The 23,594-nt window shown below is 71.9% G+C and carries 25 protein-coding genes, 1 pseudogene and 1 CRISPR repeat array; of the genes and pseudogenes, 9 read left to right on the top strand and 17 right to left on the bottom strand.

Translation table 11 applies throughout. The annotated features are described in order from the left end of the window. Window positions 1-34: 34 nt before the first annotated feature. A complete protein-coding gene (locus ACQ452_RS12960; protein WP_433393467.1) occupies window positions 35-1,795 on the bottom strand; it encodes a thiamine pyrophosphate-binding protein in 1,761 nt (586 codons plus the stop codon). After that, on the bottom strand, window positions 1,788-2,912 hold the full coding sequence (locus ACQ452_RS12955; protein WP_433393465.1) for a Vms1/Ankzf1 family peptidyl-tRNA hydrolase: 1,125 nt from the start codon (window positions 2,910-2,912) through the stop codon (window positions 1,788-1,790). The genes ACQ452_RS12960 and ACQ452_RS12955 overlap by 8 nt, the downstream gene beginning before the upstream one ends. Before the next feature lie 143 nt (window positions 2,913-3,055). Between ACQ452_RS12955 and ACQ452_RS12950 the strand changes: the two genes are divergently transcribed. Beyond that, window positions 3,056-3,601 carry a hypothetical protein gene (locus ACQ452_RS12950; protein ID WP_433394121.1) on the top strand — a complete coding sequence of 182 codons (546 nt, stop codon included), beginning with the start codon at window positions 3,056-3,058 and terminating at the stop codon, window positions 3,599-3,601. Between the two features lie 70 nt (window positions 3,602-3,671). Beyond that, the gene (locus tag ACQ452_RS12945) at window positions 3,672-4,532 is read left to right on the top strand and encodes an alpha/beta fold hydrolase (RefSeq protein ID WP_433393463.1); all 861 of its coding nucleotides are present in this window, start codon (window positions 3,672-3,674) and stop codon (window positions 4,530-4,532) included. 29 nt (window positions 4,533-4,561) lie between these two features. Here the strand turns inward: ACQ452_RS12945 and ACQ452_RS12940 are convergent, their stop codons facing one another. Continuing rightward, on the bottom strand, window positions 4,562-4,924 hold the full coding sequence (locus ACQ452_RS12940; RefSeq protein WP_433393461.1) for a DUF3817 domain-containing protein: 363 nt from the start codon (window positions 4,922-4,924) through the stop codon (window positions 4,562-4,564). 185 nt (window positions 4,925-5,109) lie between these two features. On the opposite strand from ACQ452_RS12940, the gene ACQ452_RS12935 reads away from it, so the two are divergent. Continuing rightward, window positions 5,110-6,588, top strand: coding sequence for a glutamate--cysteine ligase (locus tag ACQ452_RS12935; RefSeq protein WP_433393459.1), 1,479 nt, complete (start codon window positions 5,110-5,112; stop codon window positions 6,586-6,588). A 55-nt stretch (window positions 6,589-6,643) separates the two neighbouring features. On the opposite strand, the gene ACQ452_RS12930 is transcribed toward ACQ452_RS12935, so the two are convergent. Continuing rightward, on the bottom strand, window positions 6,644-6,910 hold the full coding sequence (locus ACQ452_RS12930) for an alcohol dehydrogenase catalytic domain-containing protein (RefSeq protein ID WP_433393457.1): 267 nt from the start codon (window positions 6,908-6,910) through the stop codon (window positions 6,644-6,646). Between the two features lie 74 nt (window positions 6,911-6,984). Next, window positions 6,985-7,671: a GNAT family N-acetyltransferase gene (locus ACQ452_RS12925; protein WP_433393455.1), complete on the bottom strand. Its 687-nt coding sequence runs from the start codon at window positions 7,669-7,671 to the stop codon at window positions 6,985-6,987. A gap of 152 nt (window positions 7,672-7,823) precedes the next feature. Here ACQ452_RS12925 and ACQ452_RS12920 point away from each other — a divergent pair, with 152 nt between their 5' ends. Genes ACQ452_RS12920 through ACQ452_RS12910 form a run of 3 tightly spaced genes read left to right on the top strand, consistent with a single transcriptional unit; the run spans window position 7,824 to window position 8,694 of the window. After that, window positions 7,824-8,282, top strand: a complete 459-nt coding sequence (locus ACQ452_RS12920; RefSeq protein ID WP_433393453.1) for a DUF2975 domain-containing protein — start codon at window positions 7,824-7,826, stop codon at window positions 8,280-8,282. Continuing rightward, complete coding sequence (locus ACQ452_RS12915) at window positions 8,282-8,500, top strand: helix-turn-helix domain-containing protein (protein ID WP_433393451.1); 219 nt, start codon at window positions 8,282-8,284, stop codon at window positions 8,498-8,500. The genes ACQ452_RS12920 and ACQ452_RS12915 overlap by 1 nt, the downstream gene beginning before the upstream one ends. After that, window positions 8,497-8,694 (top strand): hypothetical protein, encoded by a 198-nt coding sequence (locus ACQ452_RS12910; protein WP_433393449.1) that lies wholly within the window; start codon window positions 8,497-8,499, stop codon window positions 8,692-8,694. The genes ACQ452_RS12915 and ACQ452_RS12910 overlap by 4 nt, the downstream gene beginning before the upstream one ends. On the opposite strand, the gene ACQ452_RS12905 is transcribed toward ACQ452_RS12910, so the two are convergent. The 3 genes from ACQ452_RS12905 to ACQ452_RS12895 all read right to left on the bottom strand — a co-directional run bounded on the left by ACQ452_RS12905 (window position 8,684) and on the right by ACQ452_RS12895 (window position 11,555). Beyond that, window positions 8,684-9,856 (bottom strand): zinc-dependent alcohol dehydrogenase, encoded by a 1,173-nt coding sequence (locus ACQ452_RS12905; protein WP_433393447.1) that lies wholly within the window; start codon window positions 9,854-9,856, stop codon window positions 8,684-8,686. The two genes, ACQ452_RS12910 and ACQ452_RS12905, sit on opposite strands and share 11 nt — an antisense overlap. A 25-nt stretch (window positions 9,857-9,881) precedes the next feature. Beyond that, window positions 9,882-10,835, bottom strand: a complete 954-nt coding sequence (locus ACQ452_RS12900) for an SRPBCC family protein (protein ID WP_433393445.1) — start codon at window positions 10,833-10,835, stop codon at window positions 9,882-9,884. 165 nt (window positions 10,836-11,000) lie between these two features. Beyond that, window positions 11,001-11,555, bottom strand: a complete 555-nt coding sequence (locus tag ACQ452_RS12895) for a dihydrofolate reductase family protein (RefSeq protein ID WP_433393444.1) — start codon at window positions 11,553-11,555, stop codon at window positions 11,001-11,003. Window positions 11,556-11,820: 265 nt separating this feature from the next. Between ACQ452_RS12895 and ACQ452_RS12890 the strand changes: the two are divergent. Then, window positions 11,821-12,181: pseudogene (locus tag ACQ452_RS12890) on the top strand (sigma factor); the annotation flags it as partial. 211 nt (window positions 12,182-12,392) lie between these two features. On the opposite strand, the gene ACQ452_RS12885 reads toward ACQ452_RS12890, so the two are convergent. The 3 genes from ACQ452_RS12885 to ACQ452_RS12875 all read right to left on the bottom strand — a co-directional run bounded on the left by ACQ452_RS12885 (window position 12,393) and on the right by ACQ452_RS12875 (window position 14,189). Then, complete coding sequence (locus ACQ452_RS12885) at window positions 12,393-12,734, bottom strand: ArsR/SmtB family transcription factor (RefSeq protein ID WP_357096199.1); 342 nt, start codon at window positions 12,732-12,734, stop codon at window positions 12,393-12,395. A 164-nt stretch (window positions 12,735-12,898) separates the two neighbouring features. Beyond that, complete coding sequence (locus tag ACQ452_RS12880; RefSeq protein ID WP_433393443.1) at window positions 12,899-14,041, bottom strand: helix-turn-helix domain-containing protein; 1,143 nt, start codon at window positions 14,039-14,041, stop codon at window positions 12,899-12,901. Then, the gene (locus tag ACQ452_RS12875; protein ID WP_433393441.1) at window positions 14,028-14,189 is read right to left on the bottom strand and encodes a hypothetical protein; all 162 of its coding nucleotides are present in this window, start codon (window positions 14,187-14,189) and stop codon (window positions 14,028-14,030) included. The genes ACQ452_RS12880 and ACQ452_RS12875 overlap by 14 nt, the downstream gene beginning before the upstream one ends. Window positions 14,190-14,430: 241 nt before the next feature. On the opposite strand from ACQ452_RS12875, the gene ACQ452_RS12870 reads away from it, so the two are divergent. Beyond that, window positions 14,431-15,789, top strand: coding sequence for a hypothetical protein (locus ACQ452_RS12870; RefSeq protein WP_433393439.1), 1,359 nt, complete (start codon window positions 14,431-14,433; stop codon window positions 15,787-15,789). 38 nt (window positions 15,790-15,827) lie between these two features. Next, entirely contained in the window at window positions 15,828-16,316 is a 489-nt protein-coding gene (locus ACQ452_RS12865; protein ID WP_433393438.1) for an NUDIX domain-containing protein, read from the top strand. Window positions 16,317-16,556: 240 nt separating this feature from the next. After that, window positions 16,557-18,911: direct repeats of the CRISPR family, unit length 29 nt; unit sequence CGGAAGACCCCCGCGCGTGCGGGGAAGAC. Between the two features lie 18 nt (window positions 18,912-18,929). On the opposite strand, the gene cas2e is transcribed toward ACQ452_RS12865, so the two are convergent. The 6 genes from cas2e to casB are packed head-to-tail and all read right to left on the bottom strand — an operon-like array spanning window position 18,930 to window position 23,586. Then, on the bottom strand, window positions 18,930-19,208 hold the full coding sequence (gene cas2e / locus ACQ452_RS12860; RefSeq protein WP_433393436.1) for a type I-E CRISPR-associated endoribonuclease Cas2e: 279 nt from the start codon (window positions 19,206-19,208) through the stop codon (window positions 18,930-18,932). Then, window positions 19,205-20,194, bottom strand: a complete 990-nt coding sequence (gene cas1e, locus ACQ452_RS12855) for a type I-E CRISPR-associated endonuclease Cas1e (RefSeq protein ID WP_433393434.1) — start codon at window positions 20,192-20,194, stop codon at window positions 19,205-19,207. Before cas1e ends, cas2e begins: the two co-directional genes overlap by 4 nt. A gap of 1 nt (window position 20,195) precedes the next feature. Further along, complete coding sequence (gene cas6e, locus ACQ452_RS12850; RefSeq protein ID WP_433393432.1) at window positions 20,196-20,930, bottom strand: type I-E CRISPR-associated protein Cas6/Cse3/CasE; 735 nt, start codon at window positions 20,928-20,930, stop codon at window positions 20,196-20,198. Window positions 20,931-20,935: 5 nt separating this feature from the next. Then, window positions 20,936-21,745 carry a type I-E CRISPR-associated protein Cas5/CasD gene (gene cas5e, locus ACQ452_RS12845; protein WP_433393430.1) on the bottom strand — a complete coding sequence of 270 codons (810 nt, stop codon included), beginning with the start codon at window positions 21,743-21,745 and terminating at the stop codon, window positions 20,936-20,938. After that, window positions 21,745-22,935 (bottom strand): type I-E CRISPR-associated protein Cas7/Cse4/CasC, encoded by a 1,191-nt coding sequence (cas7e, locus tag ACQ452_RS12840; protein ID WP_433393428.1) that lies wholly within the window; start codon window positions 22,933-22,935, stop codon window positions 21,745-21,747. The genes cas5e and cas7e overlap by 1 nt, the downstream gene beginning before the upstream one ends. 60 nt (window positions 22,936-22,995) lie before the next feature. Continuing rightward, complete coding sequence (casB, locus tag ACQ452_RS12835; RefSeq protein WP_433393426.1) at window positions 22,996-23,586, bottom strand: type I-E CRISPR-associated protein Cse2/CasB; 591 nt, start codon at window positions 23,584-23,586, stop codon at window positions 22,996-22,998. Window positions 23,587-23,594: the final 8 nt, after the last annotated feature.

Below are 23,594 nucleotides of genomic sequence, written 5' to 3'. Positions count from 1 at the left end.
TACTGCACCGGTCCAGTGCCCCCGAAGCGGGCGGCTAAACGAGGTCGTCGGCCTCCACGGCCACCCCGGCGGCGAGCATCCCCTCACGGACGCGCCGGGCGGCGTCGCCGCCGGCGAACACCTCGCGCAGGTCCGCGAACGCGGGCTCGGGGGGCAGCAGCCGCACCGCCGGGTCGACCACCGCCTCCAGCACGCAGGGACGGTCCGCCGCCAGCGCCTCGTCCCAGGCCGCCCCCACCAGCTCCGGGCGGTCGACGCGGACGCCGTGCAGCCCGAGCAGCCGCGCCCAGCCGGCGTACGGCACGTCGGGCCGGCGGTGCGTCGGGTCGGTCGGCGCACGGCCGCCGCCCCTGCCGGACTGGTCCCGGTTGTTGAGCACCAGCACCACCAGGCGGGGATCGGCCCACTCCCGCCAGTGATGCGCCACGGTGACCAGCTCCGCGAGGCCGTTGAGCTGCATCGCGCCGTCGCCGAGCAGGGCGATCACGGGCTGGTCCGGGACGGCGAGCTTGGCCGACACCGCGTACGGCAGGGCGCAGCCCATCGAGCCGAGGGTGCCGCAGAGCTGCGCGTTGACGCCGGGCGGCAGCTCCAGGTGCCGGGCGTACCAGTACAGGACCGACCCGACGTCCACCGCTACCGCCCCGCGACGCGGCATCCGGGCGGCCAGCTCGTGCAGCACGAGCTGCGGGTTCACCGGCTCGGCGGGGGCGGCGGCCCGCTCGGTCCGCTCGCCGCGCCACCGCTCGACCGACGCCTCGACGGTCTCCCGCCACCGGGAGTTGGGCCGCTCGGGCACCCGGGTCAGCAGCGCCCGCAGCGTCTCCTGGGCGTCGCCCACCAGCGGCACGTCCACCGGGTACCGGCTGCCGACGCGGCGGCCGTCGATGTCGATCTGCACCGTGCGGGCCTGCCCCGGCATCGGCAGGTAACCCGACCACGGGTTGTTGGTGCCGACGAGCAGCAGGGTGTCGCAGCCGCCCATCAGCTCGGCGGCGGCCGGCGTGCCGACCTCGCCGAGGACGCCGGTGTGGAAGGGCAGCCGCTCGTCGAGCACCGGCTTGCCCAGCAGCGACGCGGCCACGCCGGCGCCGAGCCGGTCGGCGAGGGCGACGATGTCCCCGGCCGCGCCCCGGGCGCCCTGGCCGACGAGGATCGCGGTGCGCTGGCCGTTGGCGAACAGTTGGGCGGCGGCGTCCAGGTCCGCCTCGTGTGGCAGGACCCGGGCCAGCGGTTCCCCCGGCGTCGCCGAGAGCACCCCGGCGGCGTACGCCTGCAGGTCGGGCGCGGCGGCCTCCTGCAACTGCCGGGGCAGCACCACACAGACCGGGCTGCGGGTGGCGGCGGCGGTGCGGAACGCCTGGTCGAGCAGGGCCGGCACCCCACCGGGAGTGCGCCCGTAGCGGACGAACTCGTGGCACACGTCGCCGAAGAGCCGGCTCAGCCCGATCTCCTGGTGGGCGGCGCCGAGCGGCCCCGAGACGTCCTCGCCGACGATCGCCACCACCGGCTTGCTGTCCAGTTTGGCGTCGTAGAGGCCGTTGAGCAGTTGCACGGCGCTCGGCCCCTGGGTGGCCAGGCAGACCCCGATGCCGCCGGTGAACTTGGCGTGCCCGGTGGCCATGTAGGACGCCGTCTCCTCGTGGCGGGCCGGCACGAACGCCGGGTCGCCGCCCGCGGCGTCCAACGCCTCGACCACCGGCGCGACGGCCTCCCCGGGATAGCCGAAGACCCGCGGCACCCGCCACGCGCGCAGCCGCTCGACCACCAGGGCGGCCACCGTACGCTCAGCCATCGCCGCGACCCGGCGTGCCGGGGTCGACGTAGCGCAGCACCGCGCCGACCCCGTCGGCCAGCTCCGGCGCCTCGTCGGGGCCGAGCACGGTCAGCTCGGCGTCGGTGCCGACCAGCGCGCGCACGAGCGCGGCGTCGGCGCGGACCTTCTCCGGGTCGCGTACGGACATGGCGGCGAGCTGGCCCGGGTCGGTGGCGATCTCGGTCGGGTCCGGCCCGATCCAGAGCTCCCCGTTCGCGGACGGGTCGTCGACGAGGAGCATCGTCTCGACCTGGTTGCGTTGCAGTGCGGACACCACGGCGTCCAGCCCGGAACCGACGTCCTCCTGCATGCCGAAGCGGTCCAGCACGGCGGAGACGCGCTGGTCGGCGACCTCGGCGATGGTCTGCACGGTGAGATCGTCGAGCAGGCTCTGGTCGGCGCCGTCGCCCCGGGAACCGGCGTCGGTGCGCACCATCAGATCCTGCCAGCGTCGCGGCATCTGGGCGGCGATCATGCCGGTGGCGCGCATGTCGCCGGCGACCACCACCACCTCCGCACCGACCTTCTCGGCCAGTTCCACGGTGGCGGCGGTGACGTCGCCCGCGTTGTGGTGCCAGGCCTCCATCGCGGCCTTCTGGTACTTGGACTGCGACCAGCCGCCGGGCTGCACCCGGCGTAGCTGGAAGTGCTCCCGGCCGCTCACGTGGGCGCGGCGCGGCACGCCGCCGGCGCTGATCGCGGTGGCGTCGGCGCCGGTGCGGTCGGCCAGCACGCGCACCCAGGCCACCTGCTCGCCGCGCTGCGCCAGCAGCGGCATCACGTGCGGCAACGGGGTGTACGCGGCGAGGTCCCGCAGCGGCGGCGCGGAGAGGTACTCGGAGAGCACCACCTGGCCACGGGTGCCGAAGACCGCCAGCCCGTAGTCGCCGGGCATCGGGTCGTGGCCCCGCACGAGGAGTTCGACGGCGTCGATGGTGGCGGCGTCGGCGCGCTGCTGTTGCAGTCGCTCGCGCAGGGCCCGCCAGCGCAGGTCGAGCGCCGGGTGGGCGTCCTCGGTGTTGGCGGAGGCGTCCAAGTACACCGAGACCCACGGTCCCGGGCGGTCGTAGAGCGGGCGCAGGAAGGACAGCTGCATGCTCGACCCCTTTCCAGCTCGGCCCCCCGCTTACCCCCGCCGCCGCGGATGTCACCTGGCCGACGCGCCGGGGGTGAGTGAGGTTCATTCATGTCGTTCAACCCGTACGACCGATACCATCGGTGCACGCAACCGGACTCTGGGTGGTGAAGATGGACAGCGACGTGCAGACCCGGCGGATCGTCCACCCGACCGAACGGATCGTCACCGGCCGGATCGTGCGGCTCCTGGACGGCTACCCGCGCGAGGTGCGGATCGGCCAACCGGTGCTGGTCGCGGTGCTCGCGGCGGCCGGCGTCGTCGGCCTGCTGGCGACGCTGGCGCGCTCCCTGCTCTCCGCCGGCTCCGGCGCGGCCCGACGGCCGTTCAAGGAGCTGAAGAAGGGCCCGGAATACCTGGTCACCCCGGTGCGGCTGCGCGACACGGCCGGGCGGCTCTGCGAGGTCGAGCTGCACGGGCACCTGCCGCAGAGCGCCGTGCACCCCGCCGACCACGTGCAGCTCACCCTGCGCCGGCAGGCCGACCCGGACCTGCCGCCGAAGATCGAGCGGATCGTCAACCTGACCACGGGCCAGTTACTCACCCCGCGCACCGCCACCCTCTGGTCACACCTCGGGCCACCGCTGCTGCTCCAGGCGACGCTGGGCACGCTGCTGGTCGCCGTGGCGGCCTGGTTCGCGCTGACCTGACGCCCGCCGGGCGCGGGCCGGCCCGGCGGGCGGGGTTGCCGCAGGCGGGCCTGCGGGTACGGTGCCGGTCATGTTCGAGGGTTTCACGCTGGAACACGTCGATGTCGGCGAGGTGCGACTGCGGGTCCGCCACGGCGGTTCGGGCCCACCCGTGGTGCTGCTGCACGGGCATCCGCGCACCCACGCCACCTGGCACCGGGTCGCGCCGCTGCTCGCCCGCGAGCACACGGTCATCTGTCCGGATCTGCGCGGCTACGGCGGCTCGTCGAAGCCGCCGAGCGACCCCGGGCACACCGCGTACGCGAAGCGGGCCATGGCCCGCGACGTGGTCGGCCTGCTCGACGCGCTCGGGCACGACCGCGCGGCGGTGGTGGGGCACGACCGGGGCTGCTACGCGGCGATGCGTACGGCCCTGGACCACCCGGAGCGGGTCAGCCGGCTGGGCGTGCTCGACGGGGTGCCGATCGGGGAGGCGCTGGCCCGCGCCGACGCCCGGTTCGCGGCCCGCTGGTGGCACTGGTTCTTCCTCGGCCAGTCCGACAGGCCCGCGGAGCGGGTGATCAACGCCGACCCGGACGCCTGGTACGGCGGCTCGCCGGCCGCCATGGGCGAGGAGGCGTACGCCGACTACCGCCGGGCGATCCACGACCCCGCGACGGTGCACGCGATGTGCGAGGACTACCGGGCCGGGCTCGGGCCGGACCGGGCGGCCGACGACGCCGACCGGGCGGCGGGGCGGCGCATCGCCTGCCCCGTGTTGTTCTGCTGGTCGGAGCGCGACGACATGGTCGACCTGTACGGCGACCCGGCGGCGATCTGGCGGGACTGGGCCGACGACGTGCGGGTGGCCCCGATCGACTCGGAGCACCACATGGCCGAGGAGGCACCGGGGCAGCTCGCCGCCGCGCTGGCCGGCTTCCTCGCCGGTTGAGCGTGCGGCCCACGCCGGGCCGGGCCCGCTCAGCGTCCCGCGGGCACCTCTTCGCCGACGGGGGTCCGCGACCGGTCCGGCCCCTCGTCGGCGCCGCTCAGCATGCCGCGCCGGGCGGCCCAGCGCTCGAAGACCAGGGTGGCGAACGGCGGCACGGCGCAGGCCAGCGCCACGAGGGTCGGCCATGCCCGCCACCGGTGCAGCCGGGCCATCGCGAGCACCAGCACGCCGTACGCGACGAAGAGGGCGCCGTGGACCGGGCCGAAGATCTGCACGCCGATCTCGTTGCCGGGCGGGCCGTACTTGACGGCCATGCCGATCAGCAGGGCCAGCCAGGAGCAGGCCTCGGCGATCGCCGCCGCCACGAACAGCCTGGTGATCTTCTCGCGCATCGTCACTCCCTGACCCGGTTGCCGCACATGCTAGCGGCCGGTCCGGCGGGGACGGGCGTGCGGGCGGCGGAGGCGACAGGAATCACGCGGGCTCCGGCCGGGTACGTACAGGGACCTTCGGGTCTTCCCCGGTCCGCCCCGCGCGTGCGAGGTTAGGGGGACCAACGGGTGACAGGGCGGTGACCATGGGCGAGGACGTCGGCGTGCGGACCTTCAGTCGGGAGGACCGGGCCCGCTATCGCGAGAAGGTGCGGCGGTGCCTGGACGTCTTCGCGGAGATGCTGCGGGAGTCGCGGTTCGACGTGGACCGGCCGATGACCGGGCTGGAGATCGAGCTGAACCTGGTGGACGAGGCCTCGATGCCGGCCATGCGCAACGCCGACGTGCTGGCCGCCGTCGCCGACCCGAGTTTCCAGACCGAGCTGGGCCAGTTCAACGTCGAGATCAACGTGGCGCCGCGCCGGCTGGCCGGCACCGGCACCGGCGAGTTCGAGCAGAGCGTGCGGGCCAGCCTGAACGCCGCCGAGGCCCGGGCGCGGGCCGTCGGCGCGCACATGGTGATGATCGGCATCCTGCCGACGCTGCGACCGGAGCACCTGACCGCCGAGACGCTGTCGGCCAATCCGCGCTACGCGCTGCTCAACGAGCAGATCTTCGCCGCCCGCGGTGAAGATCTGCGGATCGCGATCGACGGCGTGGAGCGGCTCGCGGTCACCGCCGACACGATCACCCCGGAGGCCGCCTGCACGAGCACCCAGTTCCATCTCCAGGTGAGTCCGGCCCAGTTCGCCGACTACTGGAACGCCGCGCAGGTGATCGCCGGCGTGCAGGTGGCCCTGGGCGCGAACTCGCCGCTGTTCTTCGGCCGGGAGCTGTGGCGCGAGACCCGCATCCCGCTGTTCCAGCAGGCCACCGACACCCGGCCGGACGAGATCAAGGCGCAGGGGGTGCGCCCCCGGGTGTGGTTCGGGGAGCGCTGGATCACCACGGTGTTCGACCTGTTCGAGGAGAACGTCCGCTACTTCCCGGCGCTGCTGCCGGTCTGCGACCCGCAGGACCCGGCCGAGGCCCTCGCCCGGGGGGACGTGCCGAAGCTGGCCGAGCTGCGGCTGCACAACGGCACCGTCTACCGCTGGAACCGGCCGGTCTACGACGTGCTGAAGGGCCGCCCGCACCTGCGGGTGGAGAACCGGGTGCTGCCGGCGGGGCCGACGGTGCTCGACACCGTGGCCAACGGCGCCTTCTACTTCGGCCTGGTCCGGGCACTCGCCGAGGCCGACCGGCCACTGTGGTCGCAGATGTCGTTCAGCGCGGCCGAGGAGAACTTCACCGCCTGCGCCCGGCACGGCATCGACGCCCAGGTGTTCTGGCCCGGCCTTGGCTACCTCCCCGTCACGGAGCTGGTGCTGCGCCGCCTGCTGCCGCTGGCGCACCACGGGCTGGACCGGTGGGGCCTGGACCCGGGCGAGCGCGACCGGCTGCTCGGCATCATCGAGCAGCGCTGCCTGACCGGGCGCAACGGCGCGACCTGGCAGGTGGAGACCCTGCACCGGCTGGAGGCCACCGACCACCTGGACCGGCCGGAGGCGCTGCGGGAGGTGGTGCGGCACTACGTGGCGCTGATGCACAGCAACCGCCCCGTGCACGAGTGGCCGATCCCCTGACCGTGAGCCAGCCGGCGGGCCGTGGGCGAGCCCGGGCCGACCGGGGCACTGCGGGTCAGCCGGGTGCCCCGACCCGGGAAACGACGTTCAGTCGCCGAAGCGGGCGACGAGCCGCCCCGTGACCTTGTTCTTCCCGGACCCCGGAGGAGCAGACGCCCACAACGTCGCCGATCTGCCAGCCCTCGACCTGCGCGCCGAGCGCGCTGATGACGCCCGCGTTCTCGTGCCCCTGGGTCATCGGCAGGAACGGCATCGCCGCCGCACCGATCTCCATGTACATGAGGTCGCTGTGGCACAGGCCGGCGGCCTTGACCTGCATCATGTCCTTTCTGTGGGGATATGCACCGAGCGCAGCTCGGTGCGGATCGCCGCCGGGAAGGCCGGGTCCGCCGACCGTCAGGACGGCTGCCCCGCCTCGGCGCGGAACGCCCCCGACACCGCCGACCGCACCGTCCAGCCGATCGTGGCGTACAGGGCGCGTCCGTCGTCGGTGGCGACGAGGATCCCGGTGCGCATCCCGCGACGCGCCGCGTCGTCGCAGAGCGCGCGCATGACGACCCGACCCAGGCCGCGCCGCCGGTGCGCGGGGTCCGTCTCGACCTGGTCGACGATCCCGAACTCTCCGGCGCGGGCCAGCTGCCCGCGGGCCGCCTGCCGCCCGGTGGCGTCGAGGACCCGCGCCACGACGACCTCGCCCTCGGCGACGACCCGGATCGCGTACGAAGCGGGGGGCTCGACCGTGCCGCAGGTGAGCGGTGCGCTCATCAGGTGGCCGGCGACGTCCATCGTCCAGGCGTCGGGCAGGGCGGCGCGCAGGCCGGCGGGATCGCCGCTGACCTTGATCCAGGTACCGGGCGCGGTCAGCGTGCGGCCGAGCCGCCCGAGCGCGTCGGCGTCGTAGGTGTGCAGCACGTGGCGTACGCGATGGCCCGGCAGGCCCACGTCGACGCGGAAGCCGCCGGGGACCGCGACCGGGGCGGGGGTGCCCCGGGAGACGGCCCAGCCACGCACCCAGGCCGTCATCAGCTCGGGCACGGCGTGCGGCCCGCCGGTCACGGCGGGCCGGGTGAGCGTGTCCGGCACGGGTGGTCCTCTCCGCCGATGACGTCGTCGCACCGCCGAGCTTATTGCACATAATTGGCAACAAGAGCGGGAGGGTGTCAACTCCAGCCAACCCTATTGACATTCGATAGGTTACGAGTGACAGTCGATGTATGTTGACCGAGCATCGAGCGGTGGCTCCGCTCAGAATCTTCCTCGTGCTGCTCTTCGGGATCCTGGTGTTGTTCCAGACCTTCTCGCTGCCCGGACAGTTCGCACACCTGGCCGAGGAGTCCCCGGAGCAGGCCTACCTGCGCTGGCCGGCGACGGCCGTGACGGTGTTCTGGGTGCTGTGCATCCAGGTGGTGATCGTGGCCACCTGGAAGCTGCTCACCCTGGTGCGCGACGACCGCATCTTCAGCGACGCCTCCCTCGGATGGGTGGACGCGATCGTCTGGGCGATCGCCGCGGCCTGGGTGGTGCTGCTGGGCGTCTTCCTCTACGTCGGCTTCACCGCGTCCGACCCGGGGCTGCCGCTCCTGCTGTTCCTGATGCTGGTGGGCGTCGCCGCGCTGGCGCTGCTGATGGTGGTGATGCGCGCGCTGCTGCGGCAGGCCACGACGCTGCGTACCGACATGGAAGCGGTGATCTGATGCCCATCGTCGTCCGCATCGACGTCGAGTTGGCGAAACGCAAGATGAGCGTCGGCGAGTTCGCCGAGCGGGTCGGGCTCACGCCGGCAAACGTGGCGGTGCTGAAGAACGGCCGGGCCAAGGCGGTGCGCTTCAGCACCCTGGAGGCCATGTGCCGGGTGCTCGACTGCCAGCCCGGAGACCTGCTCGAGTGGGTCGAGGAAGGAGAAGACCGATGATGACGTACCTCGTTGCCCTGCTCGCCGCCGCGACCGGCGTCGCCGGCGTCGTGCACGGGGAGGCCGACGACTCGCCGGGCCTGCAACTGCTGGGCGTCGCGCTCGTCGTCGCCGCGATCGCGTTCGCCGTGCGCCGGGCCCGACGCGGCCGGCAGCGGCACGACGGACCCGGGCCAGGCCGGCTCACACCTTGAGGACGACCTTGGTGCAGTCGTCCTGCTTCCGCTGGAAGATCTTGTAGCCCTTGGCCGCGTCCCGCAGCGGCATCCGGTGGCTGACGACGAAGCTGGGATCGATGTCCCCACGCCGGATGCGGTCGAGCAGCGGCCGGAGATAGCGCTGGACGTGGCACTGGCCGGTCCGCAGGATCAACGACCGGTTCATGAACGCCCCCATCGGGAACTTGTCCACGAAGCCCCCGTACGCGCCGATCACCGAGACGACGCCGCCGCTGCGGCAGGCCAGGACCGCCTGGCGCAGGGCGAACGGCCGCTCCGTCTCCGCGCGGGCGGCCTGCTTGGCCCGGTCGTACGCGTACATCGCGGCGTTGCCGTGGTGCCCCTCCAGGCCGACCGCGTCGATGCAGGCGTCGGGCCCCCGCCCGGCGGTCATCTCGTTCAGCGCGTCGCGCACGTCGGTGTCCTCGTAGTTGATCGTCTCCGCGCCGGCGTGCTCGCGCGCCAGCCGCAGCCGGTACGGGTACCGGTCGATGACGATGACCCGCTGCGCGCCCAGCATCCGGGCGCTGGCGGCGGCCAGCAGACCGACCGGGCCGGCCCCCCACACGGCGATCACGTCGCCGGGCTTGATGTCGCACATCTCCGCGCCCATGTAGCCGGTGGGCAGCACGTCGGCGAGCAGCACCGCCTGGTCGTCGGGCACGTCCTCGGGCACCTTGACCGGGCCGACGTCGGCGAACGGCACCCGGGCGTACTCGGCCTGGCCGCCGGCGTAGCCGCCGAGCAGGTGGGAGTAGCCGAAGATGCCGGCCGGCGAGTGGCCCATGATCTTCTCGGCCATCCCGGCGTTGGGGTTGGAGTTCTCGCAGACCGAGAAGAGGCCGCGCCGGCAGGAGGAGCAGTGCCCGCAGGCGATCGGGAACGGCACCACCACCCGGTCGCCGGGGCGCAGGTTGCGCACCTGCGGCCCGACCTCCACCACCTCGCCCATGAACTCGTGGCCGAGGATGTCGCCCTTGCGCATCGCCGGGATGTAGCCGTGGTAGAGGTGCAGGTCCGAGCCGCAGATCGCGGTCGAGGTGACGCGTACGATCGCGTCGCGCGCGTTCATGATCGTCGGGTCGGGCACGTCGACGACCTTGACGCTGTCCCTGCCCGTCCAGGTGGTGGCCTTCATGGTTCGTCCTCTCGGGTCGCGGGGATCAGCGGCGGGCGATCGGCAGCGGCTGGGCGGGGCGCTGCATGGCCTGCTGGCGCAGGGAGATGCCGTGCGGGCTGCCCTCGGAGCGGACCACCTCGCCGGTCTCCACGACCTGCTTGAACCGGCGCAGGTCGTCGCGGACCTGCTGCTCCGGCTCCTCGCCGAAGATCTTCGCCACGGCCCGCCCGAACGCGCCGGCCGGCGGGGCGTAGCGCAGCCGCACCCGGACCTCGGTGCCGCGCTCGGCCGGCGCGGACACGAACCGGACCCGGCCGGCGTTGGGCACCCGGGTGCCGGGCAGCGACCGCCAGGCGAGCGACCGGTTCGGCTGGTCGTCGACGATCTCCGCGTCCCACTCGATCCGGCGGCCGGCCGGGCCGCGCGCGATCCAGTGCGAACGGCGCAGGTCGTCGACGCGGACGGCCTCGAGGTGGGACATGAAGCGGGGCAGGTTCTCCAGGTCGCGCCAGAACCGGTACGCCTCGGCCGGCGAACGGTTGACGGTGACCGCGACCTCCATGTCGATCACGCGCCGCTGTGCGGCGCGGGCCCGCCCGGCGCGCACGGCGGCGAGCAGGTCCACGACGGCGATGCCGCCGACCACGGCGGTGCTGGCGGCGACCCGGCGACGACGCTCGCCACACCGGTCGGACAGCGCCCGGCCGAGCAGGGCGAGGTCGACGACGTCACCGGCCACCCGGGTCCACGTCCAGCCGACCGGCCGGCGCCCGCCGAGCAGGCCCGCCGCGTGGACCAGCTCGCGGGCCCCCACGGCCCGAATCACCGTGCACGCGGCGGGCGAGTCGTCGACGCCGGTCAGCCGGGCCACCGCGTGCGGCGCCAGCAGACCGCCCGCCCCCAGGGCGAGGCTCACCGCGCCCAGCAGCCGGGGCGGACCGGTGCCCCGGCCGGCCCGCTCCCGCTGGCCCAGCGGCATCGGATCGGTATCGTCCACGTCGCACCACCGTCAGATCGTCCTGGCCCGCCCCCGGGGACGGCCGCGGCGGGCAGCCGCCACGCCTGACGCTATGCCCGCCGCTGGCCCGACGAGCGCCGTTCGGGACAGAACGGCGCGGGTCCGGCGCGGACGACCGCGACTCAGGGCACGACTGGAGCACCCCTACCGGACGACCCGGAACCGCAGGTGGGTCACTTCCTGGGTGTACACGGCCTCGAGGCTCTCCAGGGCCAGCGAGGGCGCGCCCAGGTTGTCGAAGAGCCGGATGCCGTTGTCGATGAGCACCGGCCGCACCGCGACCCGGATCTCGTCGACCAGGCCCGCCGCCAGGCACTGCTGGGCGATCTGGGCGCCGCCGCCGATCACCACGTCCCGGTCGCCGGCCACCTTCTTCGCCTGGCGCACGGCGGACTCCACCCCGTCGGGCACGAAGGTGAAGCTGGTGTCGCCCTTCGCCGGTTCGTCGGGGGTGCCGTGGGACACGATGAAGTGCTCCACCTTGAACGGGTTGTCGACGAACCCGCCCTGGCTGGCCCCCATGTCGTACGTGCGGCGGCCCATCACCATGGCGCCGATGGTGGACGTCTGCCGCTCCACGGCCGCCTTGTTCTCCGGCGACGGGGAGAAGAACCAGTCGTGCAGCCCCTCCGGCTCGTCCTGCGGGCCGGCGACGCACCCGTTCACCGACATCGTCATGTCCAACACGACCTTGCCCATTGACACCTCCATCATCCGAGCCTTCCGGCGGTCCGGCGGACGCCCGGCGCACCGGGCTCCGACGTTGGGGGCCACCCGGCGTGCCGGGCGTCCGCGGTACGACCCGACCGTGGCGGCCGGTCGTGCTGTCACACCGTGCCCTCCCGACCGGGCACCCATGCCCGACCCTGCCATCCCGGGGTCGTCGCGGGGCGCGGGGCGCCATCTGGGAGACGGCCCGCCCCGGCGGCCGGTGCCACGATGGGTCGGCGGCGGCCACCGCCCGATGCACGACGCCGAGGATCTCGTCCAGGAGACCTACCTGAGGGCGTGGCGCTCCTACGACGGTTTCGAGGGGCGCTCGTCGCTGCGGACCTGGCTCTACCGCATCGCCACCACCGCCTGCCTGCGGGCGCTGGAGAACCGCAGCCGCCGTCCGCTGCCGGTGGGGCTCGGCGCCCTGCTGGGGCTCAGCAGCGCCGCGGTCGACAGCCTGCTGCAGCGGCCCGGGCCAGCCTGGACGACCTGTCGCCCCGCGAGACCAGGTCGCCGAGCCCACGTCCGCCGCCGAGCGGGAGTTGCTCGACCGGTACGTGACGGCGTTCGAGAAGAAGGACGTCGCCGGGCTGGTACGCCTGTTCGCGGCGTTCGGGCTGCCCGCGACGGCCACCGAGGCCCGGCTGGACGGGTTGTCGGGCCGGGCCGCCGGCGCGGAGCCACCGGCCCCGTGGTCGCTGGCGCCCGCCGTGCCGCTGCGGGCGCGCTGACCCCGCCGCCCGGCGCGGTCTTCGCCCACGGGCGCACGCTCACGGGTCTCGCCCGGGGTGGGCCTCCGTCACCGATCGGCGGCGGCGCCGCTCAGCGGGCTCGCTTCGTCGCCCGCTTACGCGGCGGCGTCAGCAGGTCGGCGATCGTCGCGATCGCGGACGGCACCAGGCGGTAGTACGCCCAGACGCCGCGCTTCTCGCGTTCGATCAGGCCGGCCTCGGTGAGGATCCGCAGGTGATGGCTCACGGTCGGCTGGGAGAGCCCCAGCGGCGCGGTGAGGTCACTGACGGACGCCTCGCCTTCCGGCGCGGACTGGATCAGGCTGAGCAGCCGCAGCCGGGCCGGGTCGGCGAAGGCCTTCAGCACTCCCGCGAGCCGCTCGGCGTCGGCGCGCTTGATCGGCTCGCCGGCGAGCGGCGAGATAGCAGGCATTGCGGTCTTGGCAGCCACGTCCTCGATACTCGCACCAACCGCATCGACAGAGTGGAGGAATCGGACTAATACTCCGATGGCGGCACCTTTCACCAACCAGGCCGGCCGCACCGCCCCGGCCCCGGAGCACCATCGACGCCGGGTGCGCACGACGGCCGGCGGGGTCAGCGGGTCAGGCCCACCAGCGTCGCCAGCCGCGCCACGCCGGCCGGCGCCGGGTCCGCCCGCGCGATCTCGGCCAGCACGGTACGCCCCACCGGCCGGCACCGGACCTCGGCCGGCGCGAGGTCGTCCGCCTCGACCAGCGCCCGCCCCGCCCCGCGCCTGTCACCCACGTGCAGGTACGCCCGCGCGGCGTCCACCAGGTACGCGGCCCGGTGCTCGACCGGCAACCGCCGCCACGCCTCCCGCCGTACCACCTGCTCGTGCCGGCTGACCGCCTCCCCGGCGTCACCCGACTCGCCCGCCGCCACCACCCGGGTCAGCTCGACGGCCGCCGGCCCGAACGCGGTCCGGTGCGGGTCGTCGCCGGTGACCCCGGCGGCGAGCCTGGCGGCCCGTTCCGTCAGCTCCCCGACCCGCCCGGCCTCGCCGCAGCCGGCGGCGGCGAGCGCGGCCTGGAGCAGCAGCGTCCCGTACACCGGCTCCGACGCGGGCCCGACGCGGCGCGCGGCGGCCGTCGTCGCCACCAGCGCCAACCGGTCGCGGCCCAGCGCGCGCAGCGCCTGGCCGACCGACACGGCCGCCGCCCCCGCCAGCACCGGATCCGCGCCGGCCACCGCCACCGCCCGGTCCGCGGCCAGCCACCCCAGGTCGGCCTCGCCGAGCTTCACCAACACCGACGACGTGATCCGGTACGCCTGCACCAGCAGCTCCGGCTCCCGCGCCCGCACACCCTGCGCGGCGGAGAGCAACCCCGGCAGCAACCGCACCACCTGGGCGTAGCGCGCGTGCTGGTAGGTCAACCAGGCGTGCGCGACCTGCCGGCCCGCCTCCACCACCGACACCACCGCCGGGCGGTCGTCGTAGCGGGCGAGGGCGGCGCGGACGCCGTCCACCCCCTCCGGCGGGCCGACGCCCGGCGCGGCCTGGCGGTGCTCGCCGAGCAGCACCAGCGGGTCCACCCGCAGCACCCGGGCGACCTCCCGGATCACCGGGTACCGGTGGAGCGGACGCACACCCCGCTCGGTCTTGTCCACCCAGCTCTTCGACCTGCCGAGCCGGTCGGCGAACATCTGCTGCGTCATCCGCCGCCGCACCCGCCACCGCGCCACCCGACGCCCGATCGGCTCGTCAGCGCTGGTCACGCCGCCACCGCCGGTCCGGCACCGCCCGGGTGGTCTCCTCCACCGGTACGCGCTCCGCCTCGGCCCGCGCGAGCAGCCGCCGCTTGGCAGCCTCCCGCTCGGCAGCCTCGGCCTGCTCGCCAACTGACTCATCGTCTCGGCCCTGCATCCGTGCCTCCGTCGATCGAAGGGCGCGACGGTAGGGCTTGGGAGCATCCCTATCGCCACGCCCACAGGCTCTTGAGGCCAGCGAAGTCGACTGATGCTCGGCAGACCAGATGGCGGGCGATGCGAGCCATTGCGCAGCCGCCGGCACCTGATTGCGCGGGGTTGCGCGGGCCCCCCGCAGCGAGGCGAAAGCTCATAGGCTTGTCACTGCTGGTAGTCACTCGATTCCTGGAGGCTTGCCCATGGCGCGGCCGGTCACGAATGCGATGTTCCAGGAGATGCTGCACGCTGCCGGCTACGGCAACGCACACGCCGCCTTCGCCCGGCAGCTCAACCATGCCGGGCGTGTTCACGGCACCTGGCGTTACGACGCCGCCAGTGTCTACTGGTGGCTACGAGGGCGTCGGCCCGCCGAACACGTCCAGGCCACCATGGCCGAGACGTTCGCTCGTAAACTCGCCCGGCCCGTTGCCGTTACCGAGCTTGGGTTCGAGGCAACCAATGTCACGGTAAGCGCCAGCTACCCCGCCTCCGCGAGTCACGCTATCGACACCGCCGAGAAACTCTGGGCGCTGCTCGCCAAACAGCTCGACTCCAGCCCCGCCGGAACATTCCACAGCGGCGACGCCCTACGGGCCGCGCTCGCCTGGCGATACGACCGGCCCGACGAAAGAGTCGCTCGAAGCGGGCGACAACTGGTCACGAGGGCGGATATTCAATCCTTGTACGCCCTCGCCGAGCACTTCATGAATCTCGACCGGCGACACGGGGGTGGCTCACCTCGCACCCGGGCGATCATGGCCGACTTCCTTGTACGCCAGGTAGCCCCGATGCTGCGAGGCACCTACACCGAGGCCATCGGGCGCGACCTCATGCGAGCTACCGCCACGCTCGCCGGTCAGCTCGCCTTCATGTTCTACGACGCGGGCGCACACACCTCCGCCCAACAACATTTGACCATCGCGCTGCGGCTCGCCAAAGCCGCCGACGATCGCCTCTACGGAGCCCACCTACTGGCCAACCTCGCCACCCAGGCTGTCTACCTCGGGCATACCCAGGACGCTGCCCGGCTCGCCGAGGCTGCCATCGACGGGGCAGGTCGTGCCCCTGCCGCGGTCCGCGCCCGGCTCTACACGACCGCTGCCAGCGCATATGGCCGAGCAGGCGAACGACGTGCCTGTGAGACCGCGCTCACCAAGGCCGAACAGGCAATCGACCGAACGGACACGGGCGAAATCCCGCGCTGGGCCACATACTTCAGCCCGGCTCACTACGCCGGCACCGCCTTAAAGTGCCTGAGTGATCTTCGCTTGCCCGAACAGGCCCTACGACACGCGCCTGTCGCGATCGCTCTCACCAACCAGAACGCCAGAACCCTGGCCCTGCACACCGCACTCATCGCCATGACCTATGCCCGCGCCGGAGATATCGAGGCCGCCTGCCACTGGGGTCGAGAACTCGGACGGCACCTACCAGACGTCCGCTCCGTCCGCGTGACACACCGCATACGTGAACTCACCACCGCCCTGAACGCCTACCAGGCAGTGCCCCAGGTCAACGCCCTGCTAGAGACTCTGAGGGCTCCGGTGCCAAACGAGTAAGGCGAGTCCGTCGAGTCGGGTCGGCTAGCGTCAACGGGGTGACTTGGACGGAGCCGAGCATCTGGTACGCCAACCTGCCGGCCTTCTACGCCGCCGCAGCCGCCTTCATCACCGACCAAGACGGCAAGGTTCTGCTCGTCAAACCCACGTACCGCGACCATTGGTCCTTTCCCGGCGGATACGTCGAAGAAGGCGAGTATCCACATGTGGCCTGCGCTCGCGAGATCCAGGAAGAGCTAGGGGTCGTCTTGGCGGTGAAAGACCTGCTCGTTGTGGACTGGGCTCCGCCAGCAGGGCAGCGGCCCCGCTCAATCATCAGCTTCACCTTCGACTGTGGGATCGTCCCTGACCACGCTGGCTTCGACATACCCAGTCAAGAGCTTGACGACCTCGCGTTCTTCAGACCGTCAGAGGCCGAGCAGCGCCTTCCGGAAAACGTCGTTCCCCGGGTAAGGGCGGCAATGAAGGCCCGAGTAGAACAGTCACCGGTTTACCTGGCCGGCGGGTCAGACCGGAAAAACCGTTAGAACCCAACTCCCATCGCCGAAACGTGCGAGGGCGACGAGTCAAGGATTCCGGCGCTCTCGTGAAGGCTAGAAGCCCCCGTGCATGGGGAGCCGCCAACGGTCGCGCGGCAGCACTGCATGTGCGAAACCGGGCGCGTGCGGGGACGACTACAGCGTCGCCCGCTGCACGTCATCCATGGTCGGAAATCCCCGCGCGTGCGGGGACGACGGTCGAGGTGGACGTCGCCCACTGAGCGTCTCCGAAAAACCCCCGCGCGTGCGGGGACGACCGCGCGTGCGCGCGAGGCCGACCGGTCGCGGACGAAAAACCCCCGCGCGTGCGGGGACGACCGCGCGTGCGCGCGAGGCCGACCGGTCGCGGACGGAAGACCCCCGCGCGTGCGGGGACGACCGGCCCTTGAGCAGCTTGAACACCTTGCGGGACGGAAGACCCCCGCGCGTACGGGGACGACGCGCCGTGTTTGGTGAAGTAGACCGCGACCCGCGGAAGACCCCCGCGCGTGCGGGGAAGACATGGTGTCGCCGGGCCGCACGTAGCCGAGCAGCGGAAGACCCCCGCGCGTGCGGGGAAGACCAGCTCCTGCGCACGCAGTTCCGCAACCGCCGCGGAAGACCCCCGCGCGTGCGGGGAAGACGCGGTCGTGGTCGTGGTGGTCATGGCGCGGTCCGGAAGACCCCCGCGCGTGCGGGGAAGACCCGTCGGCGTCCCACCCCCCGGCCCGGGACTCCGGAAGACCCCCGCGCGTGCGGGGAAGACAGGCCGGTGAACTGCGCTTTGTAGCTGGCCTTCGGAAGACCCCCGCGCGTGCGGGGAAGACCCGTCGGCGTCCCACCCCCCGGCCCGGGACTCCGGAAGACCCCCGCGCGTGCGGGGAAGACAGCGTCACCGGCCCCTCGTAGTCGCTGCCGTCCGGAAGACCCCCGCGCGTGCGGGGAAGACGCCGCGACCCTGCTGTCGACCTGGTCCTACGGCGGAAGACCCCCGCGCGTGCGGGGAAGACACCTGCTGACGAACGCCGACGATCTCGCGGGCCGGAAGACCCCCGCGCGTGCGGGGAAGACGCCGGATGCGCCGACCGTCACCACCGAGACCTCGGAAGACCCCCGCGCGTGCGGGGAAGACATCCCCTGTTCGCCGGAGCCTTCCCAGTACCGCGGAAGACCCCCGCGCGTGCGGGGAAGACCCGTCACTGAGGTAGGCGCGGACGCGCTCCGGGGGAAGACCCCCGCGCGTGCGGGGAAGAGTACGCCGAGACTGACGCCGACATCGTCGAGGTCGTCCAGGGCGGAAGACCCCCGCGCGTGCGGGGAAGACCGGTGGCGGCCGGGTACGGCGGCGGCGGTGTTCGGAAGACCCCCGCGCGTGCGGGGAAGACCGGATGAGCCGCGGCGCCCACGGCCGGGACGCCGGAAGACCCCCGCGCGTGCGGGGAAGACGCCACCACCGGGTGAAGCCCTAGGTCAGACATGGGAAGACCCCCGCGCGTGCGGGGAAGACGCGACGGAGAAAGGGACGTCCACCTCGGCCATGGGAAGACCCCCGCGCGTGCGGGGAAGACCGCATGGCGTCGGCGATGGCCCGGCGGCGGAGCGGAAGACCCCCGCGCGTGCGGGGAAGACGCCTCGTCCTGGGCCACGACGATGCCGCACCACGGAAGACCCCCGCGCGTGCGGGGAAGACTCGGCCCGCTGAGCCGACCGCAAAATCCGGGGGGAAGACCCCCGCGCGTGCGGGGAAGACGGGCAGCCGACACCCGACGCTGCGGCGGACGTGGGAAGACCCCCGCGCGTGCGGGGAAGACCCGATGGCGGCCAGGAGCACCACGAACGGCACGGGAAGACCCCCGCGCGTGCGGGGAAGACCCCATCTCCCGAATATCCGTCATGATCTCTCCCGGAAGACCCCCGCGCGTGCGGGGAAGACGTGCTGGCGTCGCAGCAGTCGACCCTGGATGCCGGAAGACCCCCGCGCGTGCGGGGAAGACTCATGGACGCGCTCAATGGTGCGGACCGGGCGGGGAAGACCCCCGCGCGTGCGGGGAAGACCGGGCATCCGCGCCCGTCCCTGCGGATACGTACGGAAGACCCCCGCGCGTGCGGGGAAGACTCCAGCGCGACGAGCAGAGCCACCTCGTGGTCGGGAAGACCCCCGCGCGTGCGGGGAAGACTTCTTCTCGGCGTCGATGACGCGGCGGTTGGCCGGAAGACCCCCGCGCGTGCGGGGAAGACTGCTGCGACGCCAGCACCAGCGCCACTCCCACCGGAAGACCCCCGCGCGTGCGGGGAAGACGGACGGATACCGCACCCCTCGGTACGGGTGCAGGGAAGACCCCCGCGCGTGCGGGGAAGACCTGCTTGGCCCATTCAAGCAGCGCAGTGTCCCGGGAAGACCCCCGCGCGTGCGGGGAAGACTGGTGGATGGCGCGGGAGTCGAGCGTCCGGACCGGAAGACCCCCGCGCGTGCGGGGAAGACGAGACGCCGGCCTCGGTGTCGGCGGACTCGAAGGGAAGACCCCCGCGCGTGCGGGGAAGACACCGGTACCGGGCGGGTAGTGCGGGACATCAGCGGAAGACCCCCGCGCGTGCGGGGAAGACACTTGCTGACCTGGTCTTTTATCGGCGAAGTCGCGCCACCAGCATCAGTCCGTCGAGGTCGACGGGCACCCACCTGTCGCGTCCGGTGGTACGGATTGCCCAGCCTTGCTCGTTCTGAGCAGGCTCGACCATGATGGCTTGCCCGTCACCGACCCTGGTTGCAAGGAGCGCCCAGAGCCGGTCGCGTACTCGGGTACTGGGGTTGCCGACGAAGACTCCGGCAGCAACCTCGATCATCCAGCGGGTGAGGTGTCCGCGGAGCCCTTCGGCCACGGCGATGAGAACGACGACGGTCAAAAGTCCACCTTGGGTTCGCCCAGGTCTGGCCCGGTGACCCCGACGAAGGAACTGCCGTCGAGGCTGTCGGCGTAATCGTTTGCCCAGTTGATGCCGCCTGGCACGGAGCCGAGGTCCTCGTCCCAGAGCGCGTGTTCGTCGTGGTCGGTGACGTCGCCCCCAGTGAGCAGCAGGGCCTTGATGTCCTGCACGATGCGAGTCATCAATTTCCCGTCGGTGACCCGGTCGCGGAAGGCGGTACGCGCATCCCGTTCGCTGGTGAGGCCTCGGGCGGCCAGGTCGAATGCCAGCGGGATGGTGTAGTCGGCCTTGTAGAGGTCCGCGATGTCGAGCACGAACGAGGTGGCACCGCCGGTGTGCACGAAGCCAAGCCCGGGGCTCGCGCCCAGCCCGACTATCGCCGCATGGCAGATGCCGTAGAGGCAGCTGTGGCCGGCGGACAAAAGCCGGTTGACATCGTCGCCGGCTTCGAAGGGTTGGCCGGGTTTGTAGAGCCGCCCATCCCAGGGCACCCCGGTCCGTGCGGAGTGGGCGCGGTAGATCTTTTTGACCCGAGCGCCCTCTCGTCCGCGTAGCTGCTGCATGGTCAGCGTGTTTACGTCTTCGCCGGGGAAGCGCATACCGTACATGCGGCGGGCGACGGCGAGGCGTTCCTTCGTGCGGGTGACCAGGTACGCCTGGCGGAGGAGTAGTTGCGACCCACGGCTGGGGCCGATACCGCTGGCGTAGAGACGGACGCCTTTCTCGCCGACCCAGGTGATGGCGGTTCCGGAGTCGGCCAGCAGGCGTACGGCGGCGGTGGTGATGCGCGCTCCGGGGCCGATCAGCAGGGTGGCGATCATCGCGGCGGGTACTCGGACGGTGCGTTCCCGATTGACCAGCGCTACCGCGTTGTCGTCGCGGTCGATGTGACAGCGCTCGACGTAGACGCTGGAGATTCGGTCACTGATGCGGTGGAGGTCCTGCGGGTCGGCGAGCCACCACACGTCAGGTTTCCTGAACGGGCTGTGGCGGGGCGAGGGTGAGCAGGCCGAAACCGTAGGCTTTGGCAGTGCCGATGCCCGCAAGCAACGCGGTTCGGGCCGGCGTCGGGTCGTCGATGCGCAGGAGACCGTCGAAGGTAACGCTTTCCAAGGTGACCGGGGGTGCTGACGTGCCGCGGTCGGTCTTGCGGAAACGGATCTGGTGTCGGTCCGTGACGCGTAGAGCCGGAACCTCGTTGCCGTCAACAGTGTCGGTGAGCACCGTGCAGCCGTTGCGGTTGAGTCGCTCGATGACCCAGTTGATTTGATCGGGGAGTTTGCGGTGTGCCACACGTACGCCCCGGGGTCGGTTGGTGGCGAGTCGTTGGGATTGCATCTCGGACGGGCGTTCGGGTTTTTTGGTGGCGCCGGTGGGGTTGGCTTTCAGGCGGAAAGCAAAGGTGCGGCCGCGTTGGATCTGGTCGAGTAGCGGCTCGTACGGCTTGGTCAGGGACTGCGGCTCGTCGGCCGACGGCCAGCCGGCCTGCTCGACGAGATGCTCCCACGACGGTGTGGACTGAGTCAGGACCAGAACCGCGAGGTGGTGCTGGTGATTCTCCATCCGCCACAGGACACGTTCATCGACTGGTTGCCGGCTGAGGCCGCCGAGAATGGCGGCGTGCAGGACCTGTGGGTTACGGAGCATCCGTTGCGCCTGGGTCCGGAGCGGGTTGAGGCGGATCCGGGACAAATAGGGCATGTCAGCTACCACCCGAGCAGCGCGAAGGGATCATGGTCGGTTTGGTCGGTGCCGGGCCAACCTGTGGAGACGCGGGCCCACTCCTGTCGTACCCGGCGGGTGCTGAACCCACGGCGTAGGGGGTCGAAGGAGTGGGGTACGTCAACGCGCACGTCGTTGCCATCGTCGTCGTCGACGGTGATCGGCAGGTCGAGCGTCGATGGGCGGAGGTTGCGGGGGAAACGCGACGCGCGGTGGCGGTCGCTGGCTTGCCAGGGCACGTGGGTGAGCACCTCGGCTGGTCCGCCGGTCCACAGCGCGGCCGAGTCCGCCCGGTGTGTCTGGTCCGGTGTCAGAAGCAGGGGCATCGTGGGCGGGCAGGACCGCCGGCCGAGCGCGAGTGGGAAGGCAGGCTCGCGTAGGGCGTCGACGAGGCTGCGAAGAAACTCAATCCGGCCGCTCACCGCCACCACGAACACCGCGTCCTGGAGGTAGAAGCGATGTGTAACGTGCGTGAGTTTGGCCGGTGACGTCAGCTTCTGCAAGCCTTTGGCGTTGACGCTGGCGGAGAGTAGCGGACGACCCCGAAAATCGCTGACCGTGTGGTAGTCCCGCAGCAGCGTCCCTGGCTGGTCGGTGCGCACGCCGAGGCAGAGGCCGAGCAGGTCGTCGATCGAGTCCTGACGGCGGAGCCCCTGGGCGGCGGCGAGCAACCCGAGGACGCCGCTCTTGGTCGGCTCATCGAGGGTGTCCCGACGGTTGAACTGGCTGCGCCCGCCCCACGATTGCAGCGGACCGGCCATGCGGAGCACCAGGCAGAAGGTGTCGTCGGTCATCAGGACTCCGCAGACCCGTCCAGTCGGGGACGCACAGCCGTAATGATCGCGTCGATGCTCTCGTCGAGCCCGCACACTGGGCCGAACGCCTGGGCGGCCTCCGCGGCAGGGTCCCGATCCTGGTGGCTGCTCATGCCGGCGAGCGATGCCGGGTCATAGACGGTGGAGACCGCCATGGGGGTCAGACCGAAGGACGTGCTGGTCCGGTTGGCCTCTCGGGCCAGGGAGAGGGCGGCCCTGGCTGCGATGCCGTGGGTGCTGCGAACGGGACTTTCGAATGCCGAGACGAGGTTGACCGGCTGATCCGTGCGCACCATGTAGCTGACCAGGCTGGGCACGGTGCGGTGGGCGAAGGTGTTCTGGTGTCCGGTGGGCATCGAGGTGACGAATGCCCGCATGAACGCGCGCACAGCCTGGATCGTCACCTCGATGTCGTTGTCGAGGTTCTCGGCCAGGTGCTGTACGTCGAGGGTGGCGTACCGGTAGAGCGTGGCGGACGTGAACTCGACAGTGCCCATCATCGCGGCGCCGGCGTCCTCCTCCCGCGTCTTCTCGTCGTCGACCGCCGTGTAGTAGTCGAACTCGACTTCCACCGGGTGGACCGACAGGGCGTGCGCTACCTGTGTGGCCGCGTCCACGTTGAGGGCGGGGATGTCGGCGACCATCCGACCGAACAACGCCACGTCGATCGGGTGCTTTGCCATCAACTGGGCGCGAACAGGCAGCTCAGCGACGGCCTTGGTCAACGCGTCATCCGCCAGCGCGGTCAGTTCGCTGGCCCGATCGGAGACCAGAGCGACGATGGCGTCGAGCTGGCTTCGTCCGAAGAACAGCAGGTAGGCGCTCTCCGTGGCCTTCTTGCCGGCGGTGACCTTGAGATCGTGTGCCAGCAGGGCGTTGCTCAGCCGGGTAGCGGCTTCTGCGGACACCCGGGCCCTCTCGGTCAGGCGAGCGGCGAGCAGCGTTGACACTCGCTTGGTACGCGTGCCGAGCTGATCTGCGGGAATACCCAGATCGTTCTTGAACGCCAGGCGCGTCGCGCGCTTCCATGCTTGCGAGGACACGCGCAGGCGGCGTGCGCCGCCGTAGATGGCCTGCTTCGGGCTGCCGGCATCGTCGCGGTTGAGGTTCGACGGGGGTACGGACTGCAAGATGTGGATGTCGATGTAGGTGCGGCGGCGATCGGTCACCGGGTCTCCTCGTAGTAACGGGTCAGCGGACGTGGGATGGGTCAGTCGCTCGGAAGTCGGTCAGGCAGTCGATGGCGTCATGTCCTGCTCGGTCGCTGGTTCCGCCTTCTTGTCGTGCGTGAAGTACTGCGAGCCCCACCTTCGTCGCACCGTGTGGACCCGGTCCGGGTGCTGCCAGTCGCACAGATCTCTGAAGAGCCGGGTGTAGTCCAGTGGCTGGGCCGGCCTGAACGCGCGGAGTTGGCTGACCAGGCCCCGGAGGTGCGCCGACACCTCAGCGAAGCTGGTCGCCGTCGCTGCGGCGCCGAACCGCCGGTCGATCGCACCGGCGGCGAACTTGTCGCCGTGACGCAGCTTGGCCAAAGCCGTTCCCAGTCCGATGTCGGGCTGATGCATCAGACGGGACTGAGACTGCTGGTGCACGGCGAAGAGCGTCAGGACGGCGTGCTCCGCCCGTAACTCTGGAGTCAGCCACCCATCGGGGTGCAGCCGGGTGTAGTACGGCCACATCGCCGGCACCGACCCGGGGTCATGGTTGAGCCCGCTGCGGAGCGCCGCTAGGTCGCGTCCCTCCGGCCCGGTCTTGGGAAATTCGCGTTCCCAGAAGTGTCGACGCCGTTGCCTTCGGCGTTCGCCCTCGCTGATGCTCATCCACGCAA

Origin of the sequence: Micromonospora sp. KLBMP9576 (assembly GCF_050941805.1) — a bacterium.
In the GTDB taxonomy this organism is placed as follows: Bacteria; Actinomycetota; Actinomycetes; order Mycobacteriales; family Micromonosporaceae; genus Micromonospora.
This window is presented reverse-complemented; position numbering and strand designations above follow the sequence as displayed.

Excerpts from the sequence above, each read along its gene's own strand:
- ACQ452_RS12960 (WP_433393467.1), bottom strand. The coding sequence starts at position 1,795 with ATGGCTGAGCGTACGGTGGCCGCCCTGGTGGTCGAGCGGCTGCGCGCG.
- ACQ452_RS12955 (WP_433393465.1), bottom strand. The coding sequence starts at position 2,912 with ATGCAGCTGTCCTTCCTGCGCCCGCTCTACGACCGCCCGGGACCGTGG.
- ACQ452_RS12945 (WP_433393463.1), top strand. The coding sequence starts at position 3,672 with ATGTTCGAGGGTTTCACGCTGGAACACGTCGATGTCGGCGAGGTGCGA.
- ACQ452_RS12940 (WP_433393461.1), bottom strand. The coding sequence starts at position 4,924 with ATGCGCGAGAAGATCACCAGGCTGTTCGTGGCGGCGGCGATCGCCGAG.
- ACQ452_RS12935 (WP_433393459.1), top strand. The coding sequence starts at position 5,110 with ATGGGCGAGGACGTCGGCGTGCGGACCTTCAGTCGGGAGGACCGGGCC.
- ACQ452_RS12930 (WP_433393457.1), bottom strand. The coding sequence starts at position 6,910 with ATGATGCAGGTCAAGGCCGCCGGCCTGTGCCACAGCGACCTCATGTAC.
- ACQ452_RS12915 (WP_433393451.1), top strand. The coding sequence starts at position 8,282 with ATGCCCATCGTCGTCCGCATCGACGTCGAGTTGGCGAAACGCAAGATG.
- ACQ452_RS12910 (WP_433393449.1), top strand. The coding sequence starts at position 8,497 with ATGATGACGTACCTCGTTGCCCTGCTCGCCGCCGCGACCGGCGTCGCC.
- ACQ452_RS12905 (WP_433393447.1), bottom strand. The coding sequence starts at position 9,856 with ATGAAGGCCACCACCTGGACGGGCAGGGACAGCGTCAAGGTCGTCGAC.
- ACQ452_RS12895 (WP_433393444.1), bottom strand. The coding sequence starts at position 11,555 with ATGGGCAAGGTCGTGTTGGACATGACGATGTCGGTGAACGGGTGCGTC.
- ACQ452_RS12885 (WP_357096199.1), bottom strand. The coding sequence starts at position 12,734 with ATGCCTGCTATCTCGCCGCTCGCCGGCGAGCCGATCAAGCGCGCCGAC.
- ACQ452_RS12875 (WP_433393441.1), bottom strand. The coding sequence starts at position 14,189 with ATGCAGGGCCGAGACGATGAGTCAGTTGGCGAGCAGGCCGAGGCTGCC.
- ACQ452_RS12870 (WP_433393439.1), top strand. The coding sequence starts at position 14,431 with ATGGCGCGGCCGGTCACGAATGCGATGTTCCAGGAGATGCTGCACGCT.
- cas6e (WP_433393432.1), bottom strand. The coding sequence starts at position 20,930 with ATGCCCTATTTGTCCCGGATCCGCCTCAACCCGCTCCGGACCCAGGCG.
- cas5e (WP_433393430.1), bottom strand. The coding sequence starts at position 21,745 with ATGACCGACGACACCTTCTGCCTGGTGCTCCGCATGGCCGGTCCGCTG.
- casB (WP_433393426.1), bottom strand. The coding sequence starts at position 23,586 with ATGAGCATCAGCGAGGGCGAACGCCGAAGGCAACGGCGTCGACACTTC.